Below are 26,926 nucleotides of genomic sequence, written 5' to 3'. Positions count from 1 at the left end.
GGCGGGTGCATTCGGTATAAGCGCAGCGCGGGCAAACAAATCCGTTTGGCCACTTCATAGCGATGATCGCCTCGATGCAGTCGGCTTCACTTTGAAAACGGCTACTGATAGATTGAAGCTCCATGCTCGTACCTAATTCCATGTCCGATCCCTCCAATTTAAATCCCTCTAACTCAACAAATACGCACATTCGTTCTCTTTTTCCTCATTATACCAAACAAATGTTCCGTCATCAAGAAAAATATTCCAACTCTCCATCTTGTTCTATCTACTCTAAAAAGGTTGGATGAATTCATCTCCTATAAAGGTCGGATGATTTAATCACCTATTTCTGAACGAAAGGGATAATGGTGTAAAAGAGGCGCGAAAAAAGGGGATAAGGGGGAAAAGGAGCGGAAAGCCCGCATTGAGCAGCAAAAGTGGAGGGGGATAACCAGGGCCGCATTTTCCGCTGTCAAAAAGTTCGTTGAGCCGGGTGCTTGACGGGGGATTTATTAAGGAGTATATTATTAACCGCTGAAATATTTAAGTAGTAAATTAATTAAATTGTTAAATTAATCGAACGGCTCAAGGCAGGAAGGAGGAGAGAAACGTTGGTGAAAAAAGAAGAGCTGTTCGAAGTCACCTCGATGTTTCGAACGCTGTTCAAGGCGATCACGCAGGAGTGGAACAAACGCGGGGGTGAGTTTAACCTTAGTTTTCCGCAATATAAAATGCTCTACATGCTGCACACCTCCGGTACGCATACCGTATCGCAGATCGCAGAGAGCTTGGGGATTACCTCGGCAGCAATCACGGGAATTACGGACCGGCTGGTTACGGAGGGGTATGTGAACCGCGAACGCGGGGAGAACGACCGCCGGGTTGTAAACATCTCGATTACCGATCGGGGGAGGGAAATCATCAACCAGATCACCGAACGTCAGAAGGAGATGCTCGAGGGGATTTTTGATCAGCTGCATGAGGAAGATTTACAGCATTTGCGGCGAATTCTTGGCGTGGTGCTTGCAAATATAGAAAATAAATCATAACGGAGATGGAGAAACTACATGGAACATTTATCACTTAAACGCAAAGTTTCGATCATGATCGCTATCATGGCCGCGATGTTCTTCGCCGCCATCAACCAGACGATCGTGAGCACAGCCATGCCGCGAATTATTTCGATTCTGGACGGCATGGACTATTATACTTGGACGATCAATATTTACTTGCTGACGTCCACAATTGCTACCGTCCTGGTCGGCAAGCTGTCCGATATGTACGGGCGGAAGCCGTTCCTGTTGATTGGGATTCTGCTCTTTATGATGGGCGCTTTTATGACGGGGACGTCTTCGGACGTGTTCCAGTTCATCGCTTACCGGGGGATTCAAGGGATCGGCGCCGGGATTATCCAGTCGACGGCCTTTACGGCTGTAGGTGACTTGTTCCCGCCGCGGGAGCGCGGGAAATGGATGGGTCTGATGACCGCGATTTTTGGCTTTTCGAGCGTACTTGGCCCAACCTTGGGCGGTTACCTCGTCGATCACATGGATTGGCACTGGCTGTTCTGGATCTTCCTGCCGCTGGGCATTGTAGCATTTATCATGATTTTGTCGCTATTTCCAAAGATGGAACGCGGCAGCTCTCAAAGTATCGACTATGTAGGCTCGTTGTTTATGACGACAACAATTGTGCCGCTGCTGTTGGCCTTCTCTTGGGCGGGAACGACCTACGCTTGGGGTTCGACGCAAATCATCGGTTTGCTGGTGGCCACAGTCGTGTCTGGTTTGATCTTCGTGTTCGTGGAATCGAAGGCGAAAAATCCGATTTTGCCGCTGCACTTGTTTAAAAACGATGTGGTGACGATTTCGAATATAATCGGTTTTATTATGAACTTCGGAATGATGGGCGCCCTGATTTACTTGTCGTTCTTCGTACAGGGCGTGTTGGGCATTTCGCCGACTTATGCTGGCTACGTTACGATGCCGATGTCTATCGTCATGGTTGTCGCGAGCGCCATCACTGGTCAGTTAATCGCCAAGAAAGGGAAATACAAACAGTTTGCCTTGTTTGGTATTCCGATCATGATCGCAGGGATGGTCATCATGATCTTCATGAACAGCGTACCGGTTGCCATTCTTAGTATGATCGTATTTGGTTTAGGCTTGGGTGTCGGGATGCCGGTATTCTCGCTGGCCACGCAAAATGCCGTGCCGCATAAAGAGCTTGGCGTTGTTACTGCATCGACGCAGCTGTTCCGTAACCTTGGCGGTACGATTGGGATCGCCGTGATGGGGACGGTCATGTCCAACAACTTGACGAAAAACCTGAAAGAGGCGCTGCAATCCTCGTCTGCACCGGATATGAGCCAGATGGATCCGCAATTGGTTCAGCGAATGACGGCCTTCGCTAATCCGCAGACGTTGATGAACAAGCCGCTGCTGGAGCAAACGCAAGCAAGTTTGCCGGCTGATGCACAGCCGCTGTTTGCACAGATGATCCAAGGCATCCGTGATGCCTTGGAAACTACGTTGTCTACCGTATTCTTTACAGGTACGTTGGTGTTGGTTGTGGCCTTCGTGCTGGTCTTCTTCCTTCGTGAGCTGCCGCTTCGGTCCACGAACCAGGAACCAACACCCCAAACTGCCAAGGAAGGCGGCGAGGAAGGTGCGGTGCAAGCGGCAAAAGCCTCGGCTCCGCATCAAGCTTAAGTCAGAAGTTCTCTATGTAAGTTTTAGCTGTTTCAGCAAGCCAGAGTTATCGCATTTCGGATGCGAAGACTCTGGCTTTTTGCGTTAAGTTGATGTGAGAAAAACGTGGCGAAAATTGTTGATTTAACAGAAGTATTGGACAATTTTGCGGAATTAAATTTCAAAATATATTTTCTTATTGAAATAAAATTTCAACGTCTTTATAATTGCCCTAAGAGCAAAACTATCAGCTGATTTAAGTAAGGCCAAGGAGGGTTGCAGATGAGCGAAGTGAATTGGCTCGAGGCTGCGGAAGCGGCGGAAGCGATGGGACTGGACCCGGACCGAGTTCCGTGGATCGGGAATACGCTGCGCGAAGCGGTGAGCGCAGGGGAGATTCCCGGCGGAGTTGCGGTCGTGTCCCGGCGCGGCAGGCGAATTCGCTTCGCCTGCGGTAACGCCGTGGACGACGACACCGGGAAGACGCCGGTCTCGTTTGAGACGATCTTCGACTGCGCCTCGCTGACGAAGATCATGGTGACGCTGCCGCTGACCTTGCTGCTGGCCGAACGCGGGCAGCTGCGGCTGGATGATCCGGCAGCGTTGTACTTGCCGTCCCTGGCCGCCGCGGAAGCGAAGCGGCGGTCAGGGACGGGGGGAGAGCAGATGACGCTCCGGCATCTGCTCACGCATACGGCGGGCCTGGCACCATTCTACGATCTGCACTCCTACGGCTTCAGCCGGGGGGAGATTGTGGATTTCATTTGCCAGGCTCCGCCGGAGGCAGCCCCGGGCGCTAGGGTGGTGTATAGCGACCTGGGCTATATTTTGCTTGGCGAGATCATCGCCAAGGTGGCGGGACGCCCGCTGCCGGAGCTGGCGTCAGCGGAGCTGTTCTCGCCGCTGGGCCTCGCGTCCAGCGGCTACCTCACGGCGCCGGCGCCGGAGATGCGCCGGCGTCTCGCCTCGACCGCCGAGCCCGGCACGGCGGTCGGCTCGGGCCCCGCGGGCGTTCCCGTCGTCGTCCACGACGAGAACGCCCGGGCCCTGGCCGGCGTCAGCGGGCACGCCGGCCTGTTTGCCACCGCGGACGATTTGGCATCGTACGCGGAGCTGTGGCTCGGCCGCGGCTACAGTGCCGCCGCCGGCCGGCGGGTGCTCTCGGCCGCGGCGGTGGAAGCCGCGACGCGGCCGTGCACGGACGGCGTACCGGGCGGCCGCCGCGGCCTCGGCTGGGTACTGCGCGGCGACCCGTTTGACGCCGCCGGCGACCTGCTCTCCCCGGTGGCCTACGGCCACACCGGGTTCACCGGCACCAGCCTCTACATCGATCCCCAAAGGGAGCTGGCCTGCGTCCTGCTGACCAATCGCGTCCATTACGGGAGGGATCGATCCGTAGCCGGCTTGCGCGCCAAGTTTCATAACACGGTCGCTGCAGCGTTTGCCGATGCATAGCAGCTGTGGCAACAGGGCCAGTTGGCCGCGAAGAAGTTGTTCAACAAGTTCAACGATAGAGAACAGGAGGAGATCCATCATGGGACAAATCGCAACCCGGGGGTACCGGCCTGGCGACGAAGCGAAGCTGGTCGAGCTTTGGAACCGCGTGCTGCTCCTCGACCCGGTGACGGCGAAGCGGTTCCGGAATCTGGTGCTGCTGGACGCCAACTTTGATCCGGAAGGCATGCGCTTCGCCTTTGACGAGACGGATCGGTTAGTCGGCTGCGTCTACGCGGTGCGGCGGCTGCTTCCGATGAGCGGCACAGAGCTGGAGCCGGAGAACGGCTGGATTCCATTTTTCTTCGTGGATCCCAAGTTCGAACGGCAGGGCGTGGGCAGCCGGCTGCTGCTTGAAGCTGAACGCTTCTTGCGCGAGCACGGCCGCACTAAGCTGTTCTTCGCTTCCTACGCTCCCAATTACATCGTGCCTGGCATTGACGCAGCAGGCTACCCGAAAGGGGCGGCATTTTTACAAAAAAACGGCTTTACCAAGCAATACTCCGCCGTTGCGATGGACTACAGCCTGGTGGGCTATGAAACTCCGGCCGAGGTCGAAGCGCTGAAGCGGCAAAGGGAGGAGGAAGGTTATACCTTTCGCACGGCACAGGATGCCGATTTGACGGAATTGATCCGCTTTAATCTGGAATTGTTTAATTCGGACTGGGCTCGGGCAATCCGTGAGGGCATTCTTCAGGGGTTGCCGCTGGAGCAAATTATGGTGGCCCGCGAGCGCGGCCGGCTTGTCGGCTTCTGCTTGTTTGGCGGGTACGAAGGAGTTCGCGAACGGTTTGGACCGTTTGGCGTTCATCCGGATCAACGCGGCCGGGGCATCGGCAAAATTCTGCTTCATCACTGCCTTCACACCATGCGTGCCCATGGGCTGCACGGAGTCTGGTTTCTCTGGACCGGCGAGCAGAGCCCGGCAGGGTATCTGTACAAACAAACAGGTTTTTCGGTTACAAGAACCTTCGACATCATGGTAAAGACCTTCGCATAAACACCTCATCCGTGCTGCGGTAAAAACAGAACAGCAACAAGCAAATACGATCCTAAGTCCTATCCTGGGAGGGAGAAGCGTGAATAAAACGTTCATTTGGCTTTTAACGATCGTCTGCGCCATTGGCATGACCGCCTGTTCTTCCGGCAACAACGCAAGTTCCTCCTCGAAAGTGACCCTCACCTTGCTTTCGCATTATACCGGTGAAAACGAGAACCTCCTCAAACCTTACATCGAACAATGGAACAAAGAAAATCCCGACATCCAAGTGAAGCTGACTCCGGTCGAATTTGACCAGCTGCTCAGCACAATGATGACCAAGCAGACAGCCGGTCAGGTGGCTGACATCGTCCATACGTACACCTTATGGGGCGGACAGTTATCCAAAAATAAGGTATTGGCCCCGGCACCTGAGGATATCGCGGCTGACATCAGAGTGAATTACCCAGAATCCGCCGTGGCTGCAGCAACGATCGACGGGCAAATCTTCGGTTATCCGACCGAGGTGCAGGCCTATGGTCTGTTTTACAACAAGCGGCTGCTGAAGGAAGCAGGCTTTGACCAGCCGCCGAAAACGTGGGATGAACTGCTGCAAATGGCTACTGCCATCGAGCAAAAAGACAAGGACGGTAAAACCACGGTACAAGGGTTCGGCTTCTTGCGAGGTTATGCCGGTAAAGTGGTACAGCCATTTATGGGGCTGCTGGCTACCGCCGGAGGCACGTTGTTAAGCGAGGATTTAAGCAAGCCGAATCTCGACAGTGAGGCTGCAAAGCAAACGATCGATCTTTATTCGAAGGTTTACGGAAGTAACGGGATCTCCGACATCGGGTTCGAGACGACCAAGGCGTTTGGCGCCGGTCAAGTGGCGATGACGATTGAGGCCGGCTGGTGGGCGGGTTCCTTGAAAACGCTCATGAAAGACAGCTTCGTCGACGTAGGTGCAGCCCCGCTGCCTTCACCGGACGGTCAAACTCAGGGCTCCTTGGCGTATACCTGGGCTTGGGGCGTAAACTCCAAGTCGAAGCATCAGGAAGCCGCATGGAAGTTCCTCAAGTGGTTTAACTCGGTTGAGGTGAAGAACGGGATGACGCCGGAAGGAAACTTCTTGATCGAAGGCTTTAATACGGTACCAGCGCGCAAAACCGATCTCGCCTCACAAACGATCCAAGACAAGCTGGCCGCCGACCCGATCGCCAAAACGTTCTCCGATGCGCTGCAATACGCGAATCCTGAACAAAGCCCGGCCACCGCTTCGGAAATCCAGGACATTTTGTATAAGCAGATTGAAAACATGTGGGCAGGCAAAGCCACGAAGGAAGAAGAGCTCGCAAATGCCCAGAGGGATATCCAGGCGAAGCTGGGACAATAAGGGGACCGGCCGATGAGACAGAAGATGGGTTTAGCATATCGTGAAGGCTTGGTTGGTTATTTGTTCCTGACGCCGGTGTTCGTGTTTTACGCGATCTTCCTGGTGATCCCGTTTTTCTTCTCTCTGTTCCTCAGCTTTACGGAATGGGGCGGCTTCGACCTCGCGTCGATCCGGTGGGTAGGTTTGGCCAATTACCGCACATTGTTTTCAGCGAATTCGAACTTTTTGCATCCGATCTTAACCAATACGTTTACGTTTGCGTTTGGTACGGTGGCGATTTCGTTTGTCTGTGCATTGGCAGTCGCCTATTTCATCACCCGTCTGCGCTGGGAGGGACTATGGCGAACGCTGTACTTTCTGCCATCGGTCACGACGGTTGTCGCCATCGGCAACATCTGGCTGTACTTGTACAACCCGACAAATGGGTTGATCAACGAGCTGTTCACCTGGGTGGGCATCCCTCGGCAAAACTTTCTGCAAGACCCCAACACCGCGCTGACGTCGGTCATTGTCGTTGGAGGCTGGCTCGGGATCGGCAGTTCGATGCTGATCCTGTCGGCCGGGCTCAAGGCGATCCCGGAGGACTACTATGAGGCTGCGGATCTGGAAGGGGGAAGTTTGTGGAAGGTGTTTCTTGGGATCACGCTGCCGCTGCTTAAACCATCCATCACCTTCGTATTGATCACCTCGTTTATCGGCGGACTACAGTCGTTTACGCTAACCATGGTCATGACGCGCACCGGAGGTCCGGGCGATGCCACCAACGTAGCAGGTTTGGAAATGTATAAGCAGGCGTTCTCCTTTGGTAACTGGGGACTTGCCAGCGCCATGGCGTTTGTGTTGTTTGTATGCATCATGATCATTACGGCGATCCAGATGCGGTTTTTTAAACAGGGAGGGGTGGAGAGCTACTAATGCGACGGAGAAAAAAGCCTTGGGTTTCCTTTACAATCATCGTCATCGGCTCCATCGCGATGCTGTTCCCTTTCCTGGATATGATCTTTAGCTCGTTTAAGGGGCCGGCGGAGTATAACAGCCTGTACTACCGCTTTTTGCCGGAGACGTTCCAGTTTGGCAACTATAAATTGGCGTTTGAATCTCTGAACATCGCTTTGTTGTTCAAAAACAGCCTGCTCAAATCCGTCATCACCACCGTTTTGGTGCTGCTGACAAGCTCGATGGCGGCGTACGCACTCACGAAGCTGCGGTTTCGCGGACGGGATGGGATCTTTCGGTTTATTTTGTCGACGATGATGATTCCGAGCTTTCTGTTCTTTATCCCGAACTTTTATATTATGACGCATTTTCCATTGGTAGGCGGTAATGATCTCTTTGGCAACGGGGGCGTAGGCGGGATGACGACGTCGATCCTGTCCTTGATTCTCCCCTTTGCGGTTAGCGCGTACGGCATATTCCTGATGCGGCAGTTCATTATGACGATCAACAACGCGTACCTGGAAGCCGCTCGTATTGACGGTGCATCGGAGTTCCGTATTTATTTCCGGCTCATTCTGCCGATGGCCGGGCCTGCGTTAGCCACTCTGGCGATCTTTGAATTTATTGGGCAGTGGAACGAGTTCATTTGGGCATTGATCATTAACTCAGTAAATCCCGAGCTGGCGGTCTTGCCCGTTGGGGTGCAAATGCTGAAGGACCACCTGGATCCGACGTTGACCCAACCGCTTCTGATGGCAGGACTTGTCATCTCGACGGTGCCGATCCTCATCGTGTTTATCATTCTGCAAAAATATTACGTCCGCGGCATGATGAACTCTGGGTTGAAAGAATAGGCGTGGCGGATATTTTGATTGCCAACAATACTACAACTTGAAGGGAGATTCCGGATCATGGAAATGGATAAACCACAACATATATTGGCCATCGGCGGGCATGCCGGAGATATGGATTTAACAGCGGGGGCCGTTATCGCAAAATACGTACAGGCGGGACATAAAGCGACTTTCCTGCACTTGACGCCAGGAGAGAAGGGGCATCCCAAGCTGTCCCCGGACGATTATGCGAAGCAAAAAATCGAAGAGGCGCACAGATTCGCCGAGATCGTTGGGGCGGACGTACGGTTTCTCGCCTATAAGGATGCGGAGCTGCCGGTCGACGAAGAGGTTAAATACCAGGTTGCAGACGTGATTCGCGAAGTGAAGCCCACGCTGCTCATCACGCACTGGAAAGGCTCGATGCATAAGGATCATGCGAACACGCACTACATCGTTGAGGATGCCCGGTTCTATGCGGCGCTGAAAACGATAGAGCGGGCGCTGCCGAATCACTACTCCGGCCCGCTCTATTATACCGACAACTGGGAGGACCCGTATGACTTCCAGCCAGAGGTGTTCGTGGATATCCCGGAAGAAGCCTATGAAACCTGGGTAAAAGCGATGAACGTGTACGCCTATGCGCGCGGTGAAACGTCCGGCTTCCCCTTCATCGAATACTACAAAGCGCTGACCATTGTGCGCGGAGCACCGGTCGGGTTCAAGCGGGCCCAGGCATTTATGGTTCCGCCCGGCGCATTAAATAAGCGGGTGCAGTTTTTATAGTATACACATGCCGACCGGGGCCTTGGGGTCCCGGTTATTTGATTATTGGACCTTTAACTGGAGTTGTTGCTCTCTGGCGGCCCCTTTTTAACCATTATCCCGTTGGTTCAGGAATACCTGAGTTAGGCGGTGAAGCGGGTGGTGGTGAGATCGATGGAGAGCGGGGACAAAATAGGTGGAGAGTAGACCTGATTCAGATACATAATGATGCAAAAACGCACGATCAGACTACAAGTTCGCATGCCATCTGACTGAAGGGGATAATGGTGGAAAAGGGGCTGCACAACGGTTGTTGTTCTGGATTCCAACTTGCTGAAAGCAAGCTTCTGGCATAAACTTGAGGGCAGAAACTAAGTTTAAGGGCGGATGGTTATGACTTTGACGCAACCTAAGGTGGCTGTGATCGGCAGTTTGAATATGGATATTGTGGTGGAGGCGCGGCAAATTCCACAGATCGGGGAGACTCTGCTGGGCGACCGGGTTCGCTTCATCCCGGGAGGCAAAGGGGCAAATCAGGCGGTTGCCGCAGCTCGTTTGGGGGCGAGCACCTCAATGATTGGTGCGGTTGGGGCGGATGCTTTTGGAGACGATCTGATGGCTGCCTTGCGCAAGGAAGGCATTGATGTCAGCGGCGTCAAACGGCTGACCGATACGGCAACAGGTGTTGCTTCAATTTACGTTGCCGATGGTGACAACAGTATTCTGGTTGTTCCCGGAGCTAACGATCAGGTGACACCGGCGGATATCGATCAGCACTTGGACAAGCTGAAGGAGGCCGATATCGTGCTGCTCCAGCTGGAAATTCCGGTGGAAACGGTGTTATATGCAGCGCGAATTGCTAAGTCGTTGGGCAAGAAAGTAATTTTAAACCCTGCCCCGGCTCGGGAACTTCCGGCAGAGCTTTATGGCTGTATCGACTATATAACGCCGAACCGTACGGAGCTGGGGAGATACGCCGGGATAGGATTGGACATGACGGATGTGAACAGCGACTTCCTCCGCCTGGCGATGCAGCGCCTCAAGGAACGAGGTGCGGCCCAAGTTGTAACCACGTTGGGCGCTGATGGATCGGCCTATTTGGCTGAGGCGGGGGAGGTTCGAACCGTGGCGGGACATGTCATTTCTGTTGTAGATACGACAGGGGCCGGCGATTGTTTTAATGCTGCGCTGGCCGTCGCTCTCGTTCAGGGGCAAAGTCTGGAAGAAGCCATACAGTATGCGTCGCTGGCTTCCGCGCTGGCTGTGACGAAGTTTGGTGCTCAAGCGGGTATGCCAACAGCGGACGAAGTGCGGCGTTTTGCGGCGGGAACGGGCTTGCCCCAAGCAACAACGCTAGGAGAGCAGATCCGCGTAAAGCGGATCTACGAAACGGCAGCCCCCGAGGACGGATACCGCATCCTCGTGGATCGCCTATGGCCGCGCGGGATGACCAAGGCCGATGCGGCGATTGACGAATGGATGAAGGGAATCGCTCCCAGCCCGGAGCTGCGCAAGGAATTCGCGCACCGGATGGAGCGGTATGCGGAATTTAGCACCAACTATTTGCGCGAATTGAACAGCAGTCCGAAATGCGCCGTGCTGGCGGACCGGATCCGCGAAATCGCGCGCGAACGTCCGGTCACCTTGCTGTATGCCGCCAAGGACCCGGTGTATAATCACGCGAACGTGCTGCGGCGTTGGCTGTTAGATCAGTAAAGTAACAAAGCTGCTCCCTCGCTATTGAAGCGAAGAAGCAGCTTTTTTTCGCGTAAGGAAACTAGAGAATATCACTGCGCTGTCAGCTCTGCTGCAAAAACCGGAACCCCTTCTTAACCCCGTCTCCGGCATATATCACCGGGTTCAGCTTGTCGATCAGCAAACGACCCTCCGCGCTCAAATATTCCTTGGCGACGGATCGGCTGACGATTCGGCCAAAAATATGGGTCAGCCCCGGGAATTCCTCGCTCTCGACAACTTCAACAACCCGGCAAGCGATGGAGATCGGACACTCTTTAATCGCCGGGGCATTGACATGCTCCGAAGCTACCGGTGTCAGGCCGGCTGCGGCGAATTTGCTGCCCTCTGCACCGGAGCGTGAACCGCAATAGTTTATTGCCTCCTGCAGGGAGCGATCCGGCAGGTTCACCACGAAGTCGGCTCCCGCCTTGAGATGCTGTGCGGCAAATCCTTTGCTGTTGTAGCCCAGCACCATCAGGTCCTTCAGCGAGTAAGAGGACGAGGACGGCGTCACGTGCGCAACCCCATTTTCATCGTAAAAGCTGGTTAAAATGACCGGGAAACCATAATACATTTTTTCAAAGTTAACCTCGATTTTCTCCATGTTACATCCTCCTAATCCATCTATTTCTTACCAAGAAGCTCTCTATTGAAGATAACGCTGGAAAAGGAGCGATAAGGTGATTCCGGTCACACTATCTTTTACAGAGCATGTAAGGTATGGCAAGCTCTGAAGGAGAGCGATAAGACGGCAGACTTAATTAAATTAAGCCAAATGAAAAGCTCCTGGACATGATCGTCCAAGAGCTTTTTTGCATGTATATGTAACAAAGTTGCCCCCATGCGCTTAACGCTTCACCCAAGCTAACTCCAAGTCCATCTCCCGGATGCATTCATCGGAATCGTACCGGTCATTGTCGATCAGCGGCGTTACGGGATAGGCCTGCATCTCCTCCGCTACATGCGGCCGCAAGATGGGGTCCAGTGCGTCGAGGTCACTAACCTCTTCATCCAGCCACCGGGTCATAGCCTCGGGGGACAAAATCGCCGGCATCCGGTTCTCAAACTCCCCGATCAGCGGGTTCGCCTCCGTCATCACAAGGGTGCAGGTGCGGAGCGGCTCGCCGCGCGTATCCCGCCAAATTTCGTACAGGCCGGCGACTCCAAAGATGCCGCGGTTTTTCAGCACGACCCGCACGGGGTATTCTTTCTTGCCGTCTTTTTTCCAATAATAAAAGCCATTGCAGGGGATCACGCAACGCTGTGTGCTGATCAGCCGACGGTACGTCGGATTCTGGTGGACGTTTCGCAGATCGGCATTCACCGCATCTTTGCCCCAATAAGGAACGAGCCCCCAGCGGAACTCGTCAAGCACCCGCTCCCCGTCCTGTTGAAGTACCACCGGCGTAGGCTGTGTAGGGCTGATGTTAAAGCGATTTTTATAATAACACATGACCCGTCCGATCTGAAAATGCTCCTGAACCTCCGGCAGCTCGGCCGCCATGGAAAACCGTTGACACATAAACTCTCTGCCTCCTTTACCAAGTTGTGATGTATTGTTTGCTAAAGGAGGAAAATAATTCAATAATTCATATTAATTTTTGGAGATATTCCGCGGATCACTTGGCAAGCGAAAACGAAAACGTAGTCGCTTGATTCTCCACACTTCTGACCTTAATCACGCTGGCATGCTGTTTGATGATCGATTGTGCGATGGAGAGGCCCAGGCCATAGCTGCCGTCTTTATACGTGCGGGAGCGATCGGCGCGGAAGAATCGGTCGAATACCTTTGGAAGGTCTTCTTTGGCAATTCCACGCCCATTGTTGGTAATGGAAAATTCGATGCGTCGGCCTGATCTTGTCAGCGACAGCCGAATCCAACCGCCTGGACTCGCATACTTGATGGCATTGTCGAGCAAGATGCCCACCACCTGGCTTACACCGTCTGGGTCCCCGGATACGATCAGGTCGGGCTCAATCGAACGGGTGAGGGAGAGCCTTTTGCTTGCTATTGCCGCTTCCATGGACTGGGAGACGGTGTCGACAACTTCACTAAGGTTAAAATGTTCTTTGTGCAGCGTTATCCGTTCATCGTCGGTTTTGGCAAGAATCAGCAAATCCTGGACGAGCTTGCCCATCCGGTCCGTTCCGGCCCGAATGTAATCAATCCACTTCATTTGGTTCTGAATGGTATCTTCCTGACTTGCGACAAGTGCGTCACAGTTCGCATGGATGATCGAAAGCGGCGTTTTTAGTTCGTGGGAGGCGTCGGCTACGAATTGCTTTTGCTTCTCCCACGCTCCTTGGATTGGCTTGATCGCCCGGTTAGCGAAGTAAAAGCTCACACCCAAAATCACGATCAGCGTGCTGATGCCAACGAATAGCAGGGTCATAAGAAGTTGATTTAGCGTGCTGTTCATCTCCGTAACATCCAGGAAAATGAGGCTGTAGTTTTGGTCGTTAATGGCTTGTGGAATCCCGTCTTCGCCAACGACCTGAACGCGGATGGGAGCGACGGAATACCGCCATTCTCTGTCTTCCAGTTTAATCATTTCATTCTCGTCTTGGTTCTTCCAAGCGATCTCCACGAGCTGTTGATATGCACTTTCAGGCAAATTAACGGCGGATTCGATACGGACGATCCTTCCGTCTTCGTCAACTTCCACATGAAAAGTGCTGATATCATCCGCAAACCTATGCCTTACTGTGGTTGGACTCCCGTTTTGTCCCGATGGTTGATTTGGATTGTCAGGCCCAACTTGGATTTGTGTCTCAGGCTGAGTATGAAGACGTTGACGAATATCCGCCTGCAGATTGCTGTACGCAATGAAATAGACAAAGGCGAATGCTGCAATGATGACGCCTGAAGTAATGGACAGATTTAAAAAAAGTAATTTATTCCGCAACGTACTGAACATAGTCCCACCCTCTACGGTTTCAGGATGTATCCCGCTCCCCGAATCGTTTGGATGATTACAGTTGAACCCATCATTCCAAACTTTTTACGAAGGAGGGAAATGTACATCTCCACACGGTTTTCGTCCGCGTCTGTCTCATAGCCCCATACTTTTTCAATTAGCATCTCTTTCGAGGTGACGAAGTTCTTTCTGCGCATGAGCAGTTCCAACATTTGAGATTCCTTGGGAGGAAGTTGGACCTCATCAGCCCCGCATCGGAGTATGTGAGCAAGCGGATCCAGCTGTAAGTCGCCGCATGTCAACAGTCCGTCCAGATGCAATATCGTTCCTCGCCGGCCAAGCGCTCGCAAGCGGGCAAGCAGTTCATCCGTCTGGAACGGCTTGGCCAAATAATCATCGGGCTCCGCAATCGAGCCCATGAATTTTGTCCTCGGTCCCCCCTCTCGCGGTCAGCAAAATGATCGGGGTCATGATGTCGTTGTCCCGCAGTTCCTGGAGAACGGCGAGTCCGTCCATCTTGGGCAACATAATATCCAGAACGATAATATCGTAAATTCCCGAAAGGCCGTGATGTAACCCCTCTTCGCCGTCAAAGGCCAAGTCGACCGTGTAGCCACTTTTTTTCAATACCTGAGCGATGGCTTCTGCAATGAAAACCTCATCTTCCACAAGCAAAATCCTCAATCCTCTTACCTCCAATTCATCGCATAGACCCTCTTCATTAGAAATTATAAATGGCTTCCCTTTAGATAACCTTAAGGGCCGGACGGTTTACCGATGGAAGATATTGCTGCAAATTTCTCTGCAAATCAAAGGTTAGCTAAAGGTTCATCCCGTACGATGATCCATGTAAGCAGCGCTGCTTGATAAAAAAAATCAAAAAAATGGAGGTATCCCACGATGAAATTCAAATTTCTATCTGCGATGAACAACAAGAAAAAACTAGGTACTTTGCTTGTATGCGGGGCGCTTGTTGCTTCCCTCGGTGCGGTATCGGCTTCGGCCTCCAATTCGTTCACAACCCTGTTAGTTAAATCGGAAGACGGTGCGAGATGGTACTCCGAAGACGACGGCAAAACCTGGAGCCAAGAAGCACCTAATGGGGTAAACGAAACGATTGATGCTGACGGCAAAGTGACCATTTCAAGAGGAACGGCTCCTGTGGAAGGAGATCGTCAGGGACCAACAGAAGGAGTCTTCACCCACAGGGGAAGCGTAAAATTGTTGGTGAAAACGGAGAACGGCAAGAAGTTGTATTCCGTTGACGGCGGCAAGACGTGGAGTAATCAAGCGCCTCAGTAATTCGGTTGCAAGTCAACAAATCCGCAGAGTGGGAGTGTTTTTACTCCCGCACTGCGTTTTTTTTGGATATGGATATGAAGCGATCCCGGAAACTTGGCGCCAAAAGCTTGCCATGCGAGAGACGATTGAGGATCTGGCAGAACGAATATGTTTAGTCAATTCCTAGGAGGACACAGCTCAGGCTGATGTCCTTTTTTTATTGGATTCCCTTACTTCGAGGTAAGTACCCCACTTTAAAGTGCGTTCTTGTTTTATTTTTCAACTCCAATAAAATGATTCTCAAAACAAGAAACAGGAGGTTCTCCATGAAAACACTCATCATTGTGGCGCATCCCAACATTTCTAAGTCTGTCATTAACAAGAGGTTTATCGAAGAATTGCGAAAATATCCCGAAACATATACCGTCCATGAATTAACTTCCGCTTATCCAGATGGGATCATCGATGTGGAACAAGAGCAGAAGCTGGTCGAGGCTCACGATCATCTCGTTCTGCAGTTTCCGATCCAATGGTTCTCATGCCCGCCCATTCTGAAAACTTGGCTGGACGAAGTGCTGACTCAAGGCTGGGCTTACGGCAGGAACGGGGGAGACAAGCTGCAGGGGAAAAAAGTAGCTTTGGCAGTCACCGCGGGGATCCGGAAGAGCGATTATCTGGAAAGCGGCCGATACCACTATACGTTGGAACAGTTGCTGACACCGTTTGAGACCACTTTCCGCTATTATTGTCGTGCGGATTATCGCTCGTTTTTCGCTTTTTACGGTGCAGAGATCGTCCCTGGCGAGGAGTATTCTTCAAGTTCAGAAGAAATCGAGCAAGGCGTTAAAGACTATCTGGAGTTTTTGGATAAGTTATAAGTCTCCCGATTCTGCTCCCCCCAATCGCACATCATGTTTAAGATCGGGATGAGGGATTGTCCCCGCTCGGTCAGTGAATATTCCACTTTGGGAGGAATCTGCGGGTACTCTTTGCGCGAAATAATGCCATCGGCCATAAGCTCTTTCAGCATAACACTTAGCGTTTTATAGGAGACGCTTTCCAGGTATCGGTGAATTTCATTGTGTCGTAAAACCTTATGCTCCGCGAGTAAGTACATGATGGTCATTTTATATTTTCCGCCGATAATGGACAGCGTGTAATAGAAGCCGCTCTTTTCCAAGGCTGTTCCTGGTACAGCGCAACGGGTGTTCTTCATGCCCGCTCCTCCTTGTTTGGGGTAGTAGATCATACTTAGGCATTACGCATTAATCATGTCACTGTGATTTAACAGGCGCATTATATCTTTTTTGGGCGGCAAGCCAAACATGCGCGAGTATTCACGGCTAAACTGCGATGGACTATCATAACCCACCCGGAAAGCAACTTCTGCTGCATCTGCGGATTCAGATAATAATAAACTCCGTGCAGCTTGCAGTCTCAGTTGTTTTTGGAATTGAATCGGGCTCATGGTCGTTACCTCTTTAAAGTGGCGATGGAGGGAAGAAACACTCATATTTGCTATTTTTGCAAGGTCTTCAATCTTAAAAGACTGTTCAAAATGATTCATGATATATTCAATCACATCACTAACTTGGCTGGTGGAACTTCCTTCTATTGCGATTTGTTTTAGTGTGGCTCCATGCTCTCCTTGGAGAACTCTGTAGATGATTTCTTTCTTAATGATAGGGGCGAGCATTTTATGATCCACTGGATGATCCAGCAATCGAGCTAATCTTGTTACTGCGTCCAGCAAAGAAGGCTCTATTTTACTGACATACATTCCTCGTCTCGCATTTTCTTTCTTTTCGACACCCAATTGGAATTCATGCAGCGCTTCTAAAATTTCATGGACTGTGAATTCAATTTTTAGGGCCAGATAAGGAACTTTAGGTGAGGCTTCCGTAACTTGTCCGGTAATTGGCAGTTTTACGGATGCAATCAGGTAATCGGCAGGACCATATAGGAAACGCTCCTGTGAAAGCATCACCTCTTTCGCTCCTTGAACGACAATGCACAAGGAAGGTTTATGAACTCCGTACATCGGACCAATATGGCTGGAGTATCGTGAGAAAAATAAAGAAGGTATAGCAGTCGCTTGAGTTCCGTCTTGGCCAGTGTGCTTCTCTATCATTTCGGCGAGCTCTGCTCTTTGCCTATATAATTGATCAAACATCTATAATCTTCCTTTGCCTAATCGGATGGTTCCATTATAAATCCTATTCATCGATTTCGTGAATGGTTGTGAGAGGATTATGCAATCATTTGGCAGGATTGTGATACCTGCCCCGATCTCATTTGAGTCATATTAAGAGTACAGGGGATTGTAATTAATCATTTAGTAAGAAGGTGAACAAAATGGAGTACGTGAAACTTGGAAATTCAGGATTGGATGTATCCCGTCTGAGTCTTGGATGTATGGGTTTTGGTGTGAAAGAACGCTGGGTTCACCCCTGGGTGATCGATGAAGAGAGCAGTCGCCAAATTATCAAAAAAGCTCTCGATTTAGGGATCAATTTTTTTGATACCGCCAATGTTTATTCAGACGGAACAAGTGAAGAATTTGTTGGTCGTGCTCTTAAGGATTTTGCCAACCGAGACGAGGTAGTTATTGCGACAAAGGTTTATTTTCCTACGGGAAAAGATTTAAACAGCCAAAAACCGAATGGCAGAGGACTCTCGCGAAAACATATTATGAGTGAAATTGATAAGAGCCTTAAACGGTTAGGAACAGATTATGTAGATCTTTATATCATCCACCGTTGGGATTATCACACTCCTATCGAAGAAACCATGGAGGCATTACATGATGTTATAAAAGCGGGTAAAGCTAGATATATTGGTGCTTCTGCAATGTACGCATGGCAGTTCCTCAAGGCATTGAATGTGGCAGAGAAATACGGGTGGACCCGGTTTGTATCGATGCAAAATCATCTTAATCTTATCTACCGTGAAGAGGAACGGGAGATGTTGCCGCTCTGTAAGGAGGAAAAAATTGGGGTAACTCCATATAGCCCGCTTGCTTCAGGCAGATTAACACGCGATTGGTCAGAACATACGCTTCGATCTGAAACCGACAGTGTACAGAAATCAAAATACGATGCAACTGCAAGCACTGACCGTATCATTGTAGATCGAGTCGCCGAACTGGCGGAAAAACACGGTGTTCTTCGTTCACAAATTGCAATTGCTTGGTTGCTGCAAAAAGAAACGATAACCTCACCCATTATAGGGGCGACGAAAATATCCCATCTTGAAGATGCCGTTGGCGCATTATCGATTAAATTAACCCCCGAAGAAGTTGCTTATTTAGAAGAACCGTATGTACCGCATCCAGTAGTTGGAGCACTATAGATTTCTTTGATGCAACAAGGAGGATATGCATGGAGACAGTGACTTTATCCAATGGAATTAAGATGCCGATATTGGGTTTTGGCGTCTATCAAATCCCTGATCTTGCAGAATGTGAGCGAGTTGTAAGCGAAGCCATTGAAGTGGGGTATCGTTCAATCGATACTGCTCAAGCTTACGGAAATGAAGAAGCTGTAGGGAATGCTGTTCGAAAAAGCGGCCTGCCTCGTGATGAATTTTTCATTACCACAAAGGTTTGGATTTCGAATGCCGGCTACGAGAAAGCTAAAGCATCCATCGACGAATCTTTACAAAAGCTTCAATCCGACTATATCGATTTAGTATTAATCCATCAACCGTTTAACGACTACTATGGAACATATCGAGCGATGGAAGAGTATTACAAGAAAGGGATCATTAAAGCGATTGGAGTAAGTAATTTCTATCCTGATCGGTTTATTGATATTGCCAAGTTTAGTGAGATCACTCCAATGGTGAACCAAGTGGAAACCCATGTCTTTAACCAACAAAAGCAAGCCCAAAAGATTATGGAGAAATATGGTACTCAAATTGAATCCTGGGGACCTTTTGCAGAAGGAAGAAATCATTTCTTTACGAATGAAACCCTAAAAGAAATTGGAGTGCAATATGGGAAATCGGTTGCCCAAGTTGCGCTTCGTTATCTCATTCAGCGTAATGTGGTTGTTATTCCTAAAACAGTTAGGAAAGAACGGATGATTGAGAATTTCGATGTCTTTAATTTTGAACTAACCAATGAAGACATGGATAAAATTGCGAAACTGGATCAAGAACAAAGCTTATTCTTCTCACATTACGATCCAGAAATAGTTGAATTTTTAACAGAACGCAGAATTGGTAAGTAGAATACAGCGGCGATCACTTCCCGGTATTCCACTGGGGAGAGGTCGCCGATTTACGTCTCAGATATTCCGATCCAGCAGTATCCCCGTTTGTTCAGCGATTACGCGAGGGGGCAGCGGCATCCCGTTCCTAAACCACCATTCTACTGTACCAACGATCGCTGCGCCAAAAAATTGAAGAAACATTTCTTCATTTAACCCCTGGTTTTTCCCTTCGGTAACATTTACGTCCGGCCTGTATTCTTGAATGACTAAATCAAGGAATCGACTGCGAAAATAAGCGGCACTTTTCGTATTTAACATTGTGGAAAAGAACAAATGATGTTCGGCAAAGTAATCGAACCAGACGTAGTTGCCCTCTGTAAACGTCAATTCGGATGCGGATTGGCAGAGATCCCGGAGATTATTAATATGTTCTTCGATAATCTTGTCAAGCAAGTCATATTTGTCAACGTAGTGGAGATAAATTGTGCCTCGGTTCACGTTGGCTTTATCGGCAATATCACGGATGGTTATGTCCTCAAAGTCTTTTTCAGCCATTAATTCAAGAATCGCACTTTTGATCGCGGTTTGCGTTTTTTGTACCCTTCGATCCACTTTCGTCATTTCTTAATCTCCTCTCCAAGATCATCGTCAATTTTCAGTATTTTGTTCAATATTCAACATACCCAAAGGTATTGACGATTGTAAGTTGATTCATTCTGTTTAAAATTATAAACACGAGTTGATTAAACGATCAATGTTAATAATCTTCAATCCCAGATGAATAAGTAAAGGAGAGAAATACTATGTATAATGCTACATCAAAATTATCTAACGGAATCGAGATACCGAATATAGGGCTTGGCACTTGGTTGCTGAATAATGAACAAGCAGAACGAGCATTAAAGGATGCGGTATCCCTCGGATATCGCCATATCGATACAGCTCAGGCTTATATGAATGAAGAAGGGGTGGGCAAAGGCATACGTACATGCGGCGCGGCCAGGGAGGAACTGTTCATCACGACCAAGGTAGCCGCAGAGGCAAAGACTTTTTTTACAGTTACACAGTCTATTGATGAGTCATTAGCCAAGTTAAGCGTCGATTACATCGATCTTCTCATTATTCATAGTCCGCAGCCTTGGGTAGAGTTTCGTGGGGAGAAGCGTTACTTCGAGGAAAACAAAGAAGTATGGAAAGCGCTGGAGGCTGCTTATAAAGCTGGAAAAGTGAAAGCGATCGGCCTTTCGAACTTCCTTCAGGATGATATCGAGAATATTTTAACGAGTTGTGAAATCAAACCGATGGTTAATCAGATCTTGGCTCATGTGGGCAACACGCCATGGGAGCTGATTGATTTTTGCCAGAAAAATGACATCCTGGTTGAGGCTTATTCTCCTATCGCCCATGGCGCTGTTCTTAATCATGCGGAGATCAAGGCGATCGCTGATAAGTATGGGGTGTCGGTGGCACAGCTTTGCCTTCGATATGATATCCAACTTGGTCTTGTAGTTCTTCCGAAGACGGCCAATCCGGATCACATGCGGAATAATGCCGAGCTTGATTTTGTGATCAGTGATGCCGATATGGAAATCTTAAAAAATATTGAACCGATTCAAAACTATGGGGAGCACAGTTTCTTCCCCGTATTTGGAGGGAAATTATCATAAAATTAGGCGGGGGATATCAATGGCGAAACATGAAGAAGTGAAAAATGGAGTTCTATTCTCTCTAGGTGATAAAAATCCATTCTCTCAATTTTTTGTAGGTCAAAGCTATCTTCAAGGGTTAGTCTCTGATCCTCATGTGAATGTCAGCGTTGGGAATGTTACCTTTGAACCGGGATGCCGAAATAACTGGCATATTCACCGCGGGGGGTATCAGATTTTGCTAGTTACAGGCGGGGAAGGCTGGTACCAGGAAGAAGGCAAACCTGCCCAAAGCTTGAAAGCAGGGGATGTCATTGTCACACATGATGGCGTCAAACACTGGCATGGTGCCAAAAAAGACAGCTGGTTTGTTCACATCGCGATTACGTCAGGCAAGCCGGAATGGTTAGAACCCGTATCGGACGAAGAATACCATAAACTTTGAGAGAAGTTCGAAAGAGGGATTTTCTTTTCCTCCGTACAGGCACGGATAGGCCACCGCCCACATACAATGAATTGACCCAAAATGAAGCGAGGTTGTATTCATCGTGATGTGAATCTGCGGGAGGTGTCATCTTTGCCGGGATTGTTTACCGCAATTGCTTTATTCATTAAACAGCTGACGTTGCTCGTATCGTATGTCAAAAATAATGCGTTTCCGCAGCCCCTGACCGAGGAAGAGGAAACGAAGCATCTGCAGCGCATGGCGGAAGGGGACGCGATGTCCCGCAATATCCTGATCGAGCATAACCTGCGGCTGGTGGCGCATATCGTCAAGAAATTCGATAACACCGGCGAGGATTTAGAGGACTTGATCTCGATCGGGACGATTGGTCTGATCAAGGCGATCGAGAGCTTCCGGCCGAATAAAGGGACGAAGCTCGCGACCTTTGCGGCCCGTTGTATCGAGAACGAAATCCTGATGCATTTACGTTCGCTCAAGAAAACACGCAAGGACGTCTCTTTGCATGATCCAATCGGAACCGACAAGGAAGGAAATGAAATCACCCTCATTGATATTTTGGGGACGGAAGCGGATGATGTGGTGGACCGGGTGCAGCTCAAAATGGAAAAGAGCAAAATTTACCGCAACCTGGACATCCTGGACGCGCGGGAGCAGGAAGTCATCAAAGGGCGTTTCGGGCTGGAGCATGGGGGAGAAGAACGGACCCAGCGCGAAATCGCCAAGGAGCTCGGCATCAGCCGCAGCTATGTGTCACGAATTGAGAAGCGAGCGCTCATGAAGCTGTATCATGAGTTTTATAAGAAGAAATAATGTTGTTGTTGATCGAAATATGACTATATAAAAGCGGGTTTGCGTTGCTGCGCAAAACTCGCTTTTTTTGTCTCCACAATACAAGAGTTGACAATATCATATAAATCCTATAGGATTTAATTACAAACTGACTGACTAGTCAATCATGTGGGGTGGGAACAGATTGAGCGGAGAGAAAGAAGCCCAAATCAACAGTGATCGCAGAGAGCATATTCTGCAAATTGCCATGAAGCGATTTGCCAAGGATGGCTATCATGCAACAAAAATTTCCGATATTGTCGCTGAGGCGGGTGTGGCTCAAGGGACGTTCTACTGGTACTTCAAAAGCAAAGAAGCGATTGCGCTGGAAATTGTGAAGGAAGGCCGGGAAAAATTGCTTGACGTCATCCGTCATGGATACCGACGGGAAGCAGGATCGGTGCAGGACATGGTACATGCCTCCGAAGCTCTGCTGGAAAGTCTGTTTCGGTTTGCCGAATCCAACCGGTATTTAATAGAGCTTATTTTCGGCAGAGGTGAAGGGGTTGAAACGATTCGCCATGCGATCCGGGAAACGAGAGCAGCTATGGAGAACTCTTTTCTTCTTAACATTCGCAGGGCGATTGAGTTAGGCATGCTCCCGGCTTCCATCGATGCTGAATTCCGTGCCACGATGATTATGAGCTTGATCGAAGGCGTCATTTCACGTTGGTTGCTCGGGTTCGCGCCGCCAGGCAGCGGGATCGAATCCAAAACGGCTCAGCAGCTTGCCGCGGAGACGGCCAGATTCGAATTTTTTGGTTTGCTTGGTGTTTAGCTTTGATTGGATAATGATCTGCCGTTTCGGAATTTTACCCATTCTGCTACCCAATAAATAAAAAGGAGAGAACATCCATGCTGAAAAGTAAGAAATCCAGAAATATGCTGTTTCTAACATTATCCGCCGTATTGCTCGTAGTTCTGGCATTGACTGGCTGCGGTTCTAACAATAACGGCAATAACGCGCCAAGCTCGGCTCCTTCCAACAATGCGGCGAACGGAGGAAGCTCCGCAAATACCGGAAGTGATTTATTGAACGAAATTAAAACAGCGGGTGTGATAAAGGTAGGGCTTATGGGGACTTACGCTCCTTACAATTTCCTGAATGAAAACAAGGAAATCGATGGTTTTGATGCTGACGTTGCGAAAGAAGTAGCCAAACGGCTCGGCGTTAAAGTCGAGTTTGCTCCGCAGGAATTCTCTGGACTGATTCCTAGTCTGCAGGCTGGAAAAATCGATGCCATTATCAGCCAGGTTACGATTACTGACGAACGCAAGCAGCAAATTGATTTTACCCAGCCGTATATTACGAACGAAGTTAAAATCATCGTAAAAGAGGATAATGACTCGATCACGAAGCTGGAAGACTTTAAAGGGAAAAATATCGGCGTGGGACTCGGCACAAACGATGAATCCTATCTCCGGAATGACGTGCTGCCGCAGGTTGGCAACTTCGAGATCAAAACCTATGACGATGTGATTACTTCCCTGCAGGATTTGAATGCGGGACGGATCGATGCCACCATCAATAACTTGTACGCCTTGAAACCCATTGTCGACAAAAACGGCTATAAAATTAAAGCGGTGGGCGATGCGATCAAATCCGACCAAGCGGGTATCGCGATCCGCAAAAATAACCCGGAATTCCTGGCCGCTCTGGATCAGGCTTTGACCGATATGAAAGCGGATGGCACCTATAACACTATCTTCCAAAAATGGTTTGGCGAAGAGCCGCCGGCAGAATAAAGAATCGTGAAAAGGATAAGGCCTTGAAGAATTCGTATTCTTTCATGGCCTTCTCGCTTTAACCATGGAATCAAAAGGGGATTCAAACGACAATGAATCTGGTATGGGATAACCTTCCTTTCTTGCTGAAAGGTGCTTATTACACGCTGCTTGTTACGGTTGTATCCATGTTTTTCGGACTGATCATCGGTTTGGTGGTTGCGATTGCGCGACTAAAAGGGAATTGGCTGGTTCGCGGAATTGCCCGCGTATATGTGTCGGTTATTCGAGGTACGCCGCTTCTTGTCCAAATTTTTATCGTTTATTACGGGGTTGTAGATTACGGAATTACGCTGGGTCCGCTGACAGCCGCTTATGTGGCATTGAGCATCAACGTGGGCGCCTATCTGTCTGAAACGTTCAGAGGGGCGATTCAGTCAATTCCGAAGGGCCAGACGGAAGCCGCTTATGCGACGGGCATGACGGGTTGGATGACGATGAGAAGAATCATTCTGCCGCAAGCAGCTCGGGTGGCCATTGCGCCTATGGGTAATACTTTTATCGGAATGCTTAAAGAGACGGCGCTGGTGTCGGCCATTACGGTCACCGAGTTGCTGCGTTCAGCGCAGCTGCTGATCGCTCAATATTATGTCTATATGCCTTTTTTCGTTGGGATCGCCGCCATGTATTGGATCATGAGCACTGTGTTTTCGGCCATTCTGAATGCGGTGGAGAAGCAGTTGTCCAAAGTATATTGAGGCATGAGGTGGAGCAAATATGATTCAAACGACAGGATTGTCCAAGTCTTTTAACGGAGCAGAGGTGTTGAAAAGCATTGATCTGCATGTAGCTCCCAAAGAAATCGTTGTGCTGCTCGGACCAAGTGGTTCCGGCAAAAGCACCCTGCTGAGATGTCTGAACGGCCTTGAGGAGCTGGACGGCGGATCGCTTGAGGTGAATGGTGTTCGAGTGGACGCATCCATGCCGTCTAAGAAGAAACAGGCCGCCTTCCGTGAAATTCGTCGTCATACGGGAATGGTCTTTCAGCAGTTTAACTTATATCCGCACAAGACAGCGCTTGGCAACGTGATCGAATCGCTGTTATCTGTGAAGAAAATGAAAAAAGAAGAAGCCGTACAGATCGGCGAACGACTGCTGGATCGGGTTGGACTGTTGGCGAAGAAGGATGAATATCCCTCGAGGCTGTCCGGCGGCCAGCAGCAGCGGGTGGCAATTGCCCGAGCATTAGCCATGGAGCCGGCGATCATGCTGTTTGACGAGCCTACTTCAGCTCTTGATCCCGAGCTTGTCGGAGAGGTGCTGGAAGTTATGCGCCAGCTGGCCCGGGATGGGATGACGATGGTCATCGTCACTCATGAAATGAAATTTGCCCGTCAGGTCGCCAATCGGATCGTGTTTATGGATGGCGGTGTAATTGTGGAATCGCAGGAACCGGAAGTTTTTTTTCAGAATACGGAGTCCGAAAGAGCTCGTAAGTTTATCAATCAACTTCAGGAGCATTAACAACAGAAAGTAGGTAATGATGATGAAGGTTATGACAACCTGGAATGGAAAACGTTTGTTTACATCAGTCGGGGATTCCGGTTATCCGGTAAGAATGGACGCTACGCCAAAATACGGCGGCGACGGCACAGGTGCAACACCCATGGAGCTTTTGCTGGCCGGACTGGCCGGATGTATCGGCATTGACATCACCATGATTCTGAATTCATTCCTTGAGAAGATCACTTCACTAGAGATCGAAGCGGACGGTACCCGGAAAGAGCAGAATCCGTCCGGCTTTACCGCCATTGAGCTGATCTTCCGCGTTGAAGGAGACATTCCAGATTATCAAATTTGGAAAGCTATTCAAATGGGCAAAGAGAAATATTGTGCTGTATCGGACTCGCTGAAGGCCGACATCAGCTACAGACTGATTCTCAACGGTCAAGAGGTTTTCCAGCCATAAACAAAAGGTACTTCCACACCAAAGCTTCGGACGATCAATACCCGTCCGGCATAATATCCGAGCTATCCCCCGTAGGCTTTTAGTAATTGAGACTTATGGGGAGGTACATGCATGTTTAAACGCGTAAACCGATTGGCCATTGAATTGCCCAGACCGAAAGCCCCGGATCCGAATGGCGCCAGCGTCGTTCAGGAACTGTTAGGCGGACGGTTTGGTGAAATGTCGACGCTAAATAACTATTTGTTTCAGTCCTTTAATTTCCGGGGGAAAAGCAAGCTCAAGCCGTTTTACGACCTCGTCGCGAGTATTACGGCAGAGGAGTTTGGTCACGTTGAGCTGGTGTCGAATACGATCAATTTAATGCTGGAAGGTACGACTCGTCCCGGGGATCCGGATTCCACTCCGTTAGGGAATACGAAGGATCTTCGTTTCTCCCCTCACTATATTGAATCCGCTCAGACCTCTCTGCCGTATGACTCAATGGGGCGTCCTTGGAACGGATCGTACGTCGTTAGCAGCGGCAACTTGATCTTCGACTTGCTGCATAACTATTTCCTGGAGTGTGGTGCACGGACGCATAAGGCCCGCGTCTATGAAATGACCGATCATCCGACGGCCAGAGCAATGATCGGTTATCTTCTTGTGCGCGGCGGCGTGCACGTGTTGGCGTATGCGAAGGCGCTTGAGATCGCAACCGGAGTGGATGTCACCAAAATGCTGCCCATCCCGAAAATTGAAAATCGGAAGTTTGATGCGACCCGTCCTTGGGAAGCCGCTGGTGAGCATCGCAGATTGTATACGTTCAGCGATCATGACTATCACGGCATCGCCCAAATTTGGCGCGGCCAGCATCCGACGGACGGCGGCAGGCTGGAAGCATTTGCCGGACTGCCGGGGTACAGCGGCGAAATTCCAGAACTGGAGCCGATTCAGGAGGAATTCGCCCCCGGCATATCGCCAGAGGATTTGGTGGAAATCGCGAAACGGCTGCAACGCGCCGCTGGGCTTTGAGTTTTGTACAGATATTCTGATTTCGAACACTCGTCAACTGTATAGTTGACGGGTGTTTT

The 26,926-nt window shown here is 49.9% G+C and carries 31 protein-coding genes; 22 read left to right on the top strand and 9 right to left on the bottom strand.

The annotated features are described in order from the left end of the window. On the bottom strand, window positions 1-142 hold a 142-nt coding region (locus M3G15_RS18280), incomplete at its 3' end, for a transposase (protein ID WP_483874606.1). 451 nt (window positions 143-593) lie between these two features. Here M3G15_RS18280 and M3G15_RS18275 point away from each other — a divergent pair. From M3G15_RS18275 to rbsK, 9 genes are all read left to right on the top strand, one after another. Continuing rightward, window positions 594-1,031 (top strand): MarR family winged helix-turn-helix transcriptional regulator, encoded by a 438-nt coding sequence (locus M3G15_RS18275; protein WP_009224322.1) that lies wholly within the window; start codon window positions 594-596, stop codon window positions 1,029-1,031. A gap of 18 nt (window positions 1,032-1,049) precedes the next feature. Next, window positions 1,050-2,693, top strand: a complete 1,644-nt coding sequence (locus M3G15_RS18270) for an MDR family MFS transporter (RefSeq protein WP_260071678.1) — start codon at window positions 1,050-1,052, stop codon at window positions 2,691-2,693. A gap of 261 nt (window positions 2,694-2,954) precedes the next feature. Continuing rightward, window positions 2,955-4,127, top strand: a complete 1,173-nt coding sequence (locus tag M3G15_RS18265; RefSeq protein ID WP_260071677.1) for a serine hydrolase domain-containing protein — start codon at window positions 2,955-2,957, stop codon at window positions 4,125-4,127. A 79-nt stretch (window positions 4,128-4,206) separates the two neighbouring features. Continuing rightward, a complete protein-coding gene (locus M3G15_RS18260; RefSeq protein ID WP_260071676.1) occupies window positions 4,207-5,166 on the top strand; it encodes a GNAT family N-acetyltransferase in 960 nt (319 codons plus the stop codon). A gap of 79 nt (window positions 5,167-5,245) precedes the next feature. Then, the gene (locus M3G15_RS18255; protein WP_260071675.1) at window positions 5,246-6,538 is read left to right on the top strand and encodes an ABC transporter substrate-binding protein; all 1,293 of its coding nucleotides are present in this window, start codon (window positions 5,246-5,248) and stop codon (window positions 6,536-6,538) included. A gap of 12 nt (window positions 6,539-6,550) precedes the next feature. Beyond that, window positions 6,551-7,453 carry a carbohydrate ABC transporter permease gene (locus M3G15_RS18250; RefSeq protein WP_198136173.1) on the top strand — a complete coding sequence of 301 codons (903 nt, stop codon included), beginning with the start codon at window positions 6,551-6,553 and terminating at the stop codon, window positions 7,451-7,453. Further along, window positions 7,453-8,328, top strand: coding sequence for a carbohydrate ABC transporter permease (locus M3G15_RS18245; protein ID WP_260071674.1), 876 nt, complete (start codon window positions 7,453-7,455; stop codon window positions 8,326-8,328). The genes M3G15_RS18250 and M3G15_RS18245 overlap by 1 nt, the downstream gene beginning before the upstream one ends. Window positions 8,329-8,385: 57 nt before the next feature. Then, window positions 8,386-9,093 (top strand): PIG-L deacetylase family protein, encoded by a 708-nt coding sequence (locus M3G15_RS18240; protein WP_009224315.1) that lies wholly within the window; start codon window positions 8,386-8,388, stop codon window positions 9,091-9,093. Window positions 9,094-9,465: 372 nt separating this feature from the next. Next, window positions 9,466-10,788, top strand: coding sequence for a ribokinase (rbsK, locus tag M3G15_RS18235; RefSeq protein WP_311202301.1), 1,323 nt, complete (start codon window positions 9,466-9,468; stop codon window positions 10,786-10,788). 82 nt (window positions 10,789-10,870) lie between these two features. Here the strand turns inward: rbsK and M3G15_RS18225 are convergent, their stop codons facing one another. The 5 genes from M3G15_RS18225 to M3G15_RS21550 all read right to left on the bottom strand — a co-directional run bounded on the left by M3G15_RS18225 (window position 10,871) and on the right by M3G15_RS21550 (window position 14,411). Continuing rightward, complete coding sequence (locus M3G15_RS18225; RefSeq protein ID WP_260071673.1) at window positions 10,871-11,413, bottom strand: flavin reductase family protein; 543 nt, start codon at window positions 11,411-11,413, stop codon at window positions 10,871-10,873. Window positions 11,414-11,656: 243 nt separating this feature from the next. Beyond that, window positions 11,657-12,331, bottom strand: coding sequence for an SOS response-associated peptidase (locus tag M3G15_RS18220; RefSeq protein ID WP_260071672.1), 675 nt, complete (start codon window positions 12,329-12,331; stop codon window positions 11,657-11,659). A 97-nt stretch (window positions 12,332-12,428) separates the two neighbouring features. Next, the gene (locus tag M3G15_RS18215) at window positions 12,429-13,727 is read right to left on the bottom strand and encodes a sensor histidine kinase (protein WP_085170909.1); all 1,299 of its coding nucleotides are present in this window, start codon (window positions 13,725-13,727) and stop codon (window positions 12,429-12,431) included. An 11-nt stretch (window positions 13,728-13,738) separates the two neighbouring features. Next, the gene (locus M3G15_RS21555; protein WP_311202300.1) at window positions 13,739-14,146 is read right to left on the bottom strand and encodes a response regulator transcription factor; all 408 of its coding nucleotides are present in this window, start codon (window positions 14,144-14,146) and stop codon (window positions 13,739-13,741) included. Further along, window positions 14,121-14,411 (bottom strand): response regulator, encoded by a 291-nt coding sequence (locus M3G15_RS21550; RefSeq protein WP_311202299.1) that lies wholly within the window; start codon window positions 14,409-14,411, stop codon window positions 14,121-14,123. The genes M3G15_RS21555 and M3G15_RS21550 overlap by 26 nt, the downstream gene beginning before the upstream one ends. A gap of 216 nt (window positions 14,412-14,627) precedes the next feature. Between M3G15_RS21550 and M3G15_RS18205 the strand changes: the two genes are divergently transcribed. Further along, window positions 14,628-15,029, top strand: coding sequence for a beta propeller repeat protein (locus tag M3G15_RS18205; RefSeq protein WP_085170911.1), 402 nt, complete (start codon window positions 14,628-14,630; stop codon window positions 15,027-15,029). 305 nt (window positions 15,030-15,334) lie between these two features. Next, on the top strand, window positions 15,335-15,886 hold the full coding sequence (locus M3G15_RS18200) for an NAD(P)H-dependent oxidoreductase (RefSeq protein WP_085170912.1): 552 nt from the start codon (window positions 15,335-15,337) through the stop codon (window positions 15,884-15,886). On the opposite strand, the gene M3G15_RS18195 is transcribed toward M3G15_RS18200, so the two are convergent. Then, window positions 15,859-16,224, bottom strand: coding sequence for a winged helix-turn-helix transcriptional regulator (locus M3G15_RS18195; RefSeq protein WP_085170913.1), 366 nt, complete (start codon window positions 16,222-16,224; stop codon window positions 15,859-15,861). The genes M3G15_RS18200 and M3G15_RS18195 overlap by 28 nt on opposite strands. A 42-nt stretch (window positions 16,225-16,266) precedes the next feature. Beyond that, window positions 16,267-17,181 carry an AraC family transcriptional regulator gene (locus M3G15_RS18190; RefSeq protein ID WP_085170914.1) on the bottom strand — a complete coding sequence of 305 codons (915 nt, stop codon included), beginning with the start codon at window positions 17,179-17,181 and terminating at the stop codon, window positions 16,267-16,269. A 182-nt stretch (window positions 17,182-17,363) separates the two neighbouring features. Between M3G15_RS18190 and M3G15_RS18185 the strand changes: the two genes are divergently transcribed. Both M3G15_RS18185 and M3G15_RS18180 read left to right on the top strand, forming a co-directional pair. Further along, a complete protein-coding gene (locus M3G15_RS18185) occupies window positions 17,364-18,359 on the top strand; it encodes an aldo/keto reductase (RefSeq protein WP_028540040.1) in 996 nt (331 codons plus the stop codon). Window positions 18,360-18,388: 29 nt separating this feature from the next. Continuing rightward, window positions 18,389-19,240 carry an aldo/keto reductase gene (locus M3G15_RS18180; RefSeq protein WP_260071671.1) on the top strand — a complete coding sequence of 284 codons (852 nt, stop codon included), beginning with the start codon at window positions 18,389-18,391 and terminating at the stop codon, window positions 19,238-19,240. 57 nt (window positions 19,241-19,297) lie between these two features. Here the strand turns inward: M3G15_RS18180 and M3G15_RS18175 are convergent, their stop codons facing one another. Continuing rightward, entirely contained in the window at window positions 19,298-19,843 is a 546-nt protein-coding gene (locus M3G15_RS18175) for a TetR/AcrR family transcriptional regulator (protein WP_260071670.1), read from the bottom strand. 182 nt (window positions 19,844-20,025) lie between these two features. On the opposite strand from M3G15_RS18175, the gene M3G15_RS18170 reads away from it, so the two are divergent. The 9 genes from M3G15_RS18170 to M3G15_RS18130 all read left to right on the top strand — a co-directional run bounded on the left by M3G15_RS18170 (window position 20,026) and on the right by M3G15_RS18130 (window position 26,867). Further along, window positions 20,026-20,889 (top strand): aldo/keto reductase, encoded by an 864-nt coding sequence (locus M3G15_RS18170; protein WP_260071669.1) that lies wholly within the window; start codon window positions 20,026-20,028, stop codon window positions 20,887-20,889. Between the two features lie 19 nt (window positions 20,890-20,908). Beyond that, window positions 20,909-21,313 carry a cupin domain-containing protein gene (locus M3G15_RS18165; RefSeq protein ID WP_028540255.1) on the top strand — a complete coding sequence of 135 codons (405 nt, stop codon included), beginning with the start codon at window positions 20,909-20,911 and terminating at the stop codon, window positions 21,311-21,313. Window positions 21,314-21,445: 132 nt separating this feature from the next. Further along, window positions 21,446-22,144: an RNA polymerase sporulation sigma factor SigK gene (gene sigK, locus M3G15_RS18160; RefSeq protein ID WP_260071668.1), complete on the top strand. Its 699-nt coding sequence runs from the start codon at window positions 21,446-21,448 to the stop codon at window positions 22,142-22,144. 145 nt (window positions 22,145-22,289) lie between these two features. Next, window positions 22,290-22,940: a TetR/AcrR family transcriptional regulator gene (locus tag M3G15_RS18155; RefSeq protein ID WP_036624286.1), complete on the top strand. Its 651-nt coding sequence runs from the start codon at window positions 22,290-22,292 to the stop codon at window positions 22,938-22,940. An 80-nt stretch (window positions 22,941-23,020) separates the two neighbouring features. Then, complete coding sequence (locus tag M3G15_RS18150; RefSeq protein WP_036644787.1) at window positions 23,021-23,908, top strand: transporter substrate-binding domain-containing protein; 888 nt, start codon at window positions 23,021-23,023, stop codon at window positions 23,906-23,908. 92 nt (window positions 23,909-24,000) lie between these two features. Continuing rightward, a complete protein-coding gene (locus M3G15_RS18145; protein ID WP_009224296.1) occupies window positions 24,001-24,645 on the top strand; it encodes an amino acid ABC transporter permease in 645 nt (214 codons plus the stop codon). 19 nt (window positions 24,646-24,664) lie between these two features. Beyond that, entirely contained in the window at window positions 24,665-25,411 is a 747-nt protein-coding gene (locus M3G15_RS18140; protein WP_009224295.1) for an amino acid ABC transporter ATP-binding protein, read from the top strand. A gap of 22 nt (window positions 25,412-25,433) precedes the next feature. After that, a complete protein-coding gene (locus M3G15_RS18135; RefSeq protein WP_016311267.1) occupies window positions 25,434-25,856 on the top strand; it encodes an OsmC family protein in 423 nt (140 codons plus the stop codon). Between the two features lie 111 nt (window positions 25,857-25,967). Further along, a complete protein-coding gene (locus M3G15_RS18130) occupies window positions 25,968-26,867 on the top strand; it encodes a manganese catalase family protein (RefSeq protein WP_009224293.1) in 900 nt (299 codons plus the stop codon). The last annotated feature ends 59 nt before the right edge of the window (window positions 26,868-26,926 follow it).

The sequence above is a fragment of the Paenibacillus sp. p3-SID1389 genome, assembly GCF_025151705.1.
GTDB lineage: Bacteria > Bacillota > Bacilli > Paenibacillales > Paenibacillaceae > Fontibacillus > Fontibacillus phoenicis.
Note: the sequence above shows the minus strand (reverse complement) of the source record. Positions and strands in the feature narration are given on the sequence as shown.